The organism is Janthinobacterium foliorum (assembly GCF_978021625.1).
On record NZ_CDXDQE010000056.1, the window covers coordinates 1 to 476 of the forward strand.

The following is a 476-nucleotide window of genomic DNA, read 5'->3' on the forward strand; positions in this document are numbered from 1 at the left end:
TAACCGTAAGGAGGGCGCTTACCACGGTAGGATTCGTGACTGGGGTGAAGTCGTAACAAGGTAGCCGTATCGGAAGGTGCGGCTGGATCACCTCCTTTCTAGAGTTTGCACGAAGCAGCAATGCTTCCGCTTCAAATGTTCACACTTATCGGCTGTTAATATAAAGAACAGCATTTGGGGCTGTAGCTCAGCTGGTTAGAGCACCGTGTTGATAACGCGGGGGTCGTTGGTTCGAGTCCAACCAGCCCTACCAGTTTCTGTAGTAAATCTCAGGGGGATTAGCTCAGCTGGGAGAGCACCTGCTTTGCAAGCAGGGGGTCGTCGGTTCGATCCCGTCATCCTCCACCAAAAGTTCAAACGTAAGTTGATCACCTCGGTGATGAAATTTAGGTTTGGTCTTTTCGAGACCAAGTGCTGTATGTTCTTTAACAATCTGGAAGAAGTAAAGATTATTTATTGATCGGTTTGCCGTAAAA

Annotated in this window: 2 tRNA genes and 1 rRNA gene; all 3 read left to right on the forward strand. The window is 48.1% G+C overall.

The window, feature by feature from the left end:
• Window positions 1-98: ribosomal RNA gene (locus ACZ92H_RS29445) — 16S ribosomal RNA — on the forward strand; the annotation flags it as partial.
• 78 nt (window positions 99-176) lie between these two features.
• Window positions 177-253 (forward strand) — tRNA-Ile (locus tag ACZ92H_RS29450).
• 19 nt (window positions 254-272) lie between these two features.
• Window positions 273-348, forward strand: a tRNA-Ala gene (locus ACZ92H_RS29455).
• Window positions 349-476 lie beyond the last annotated feature (128 nt).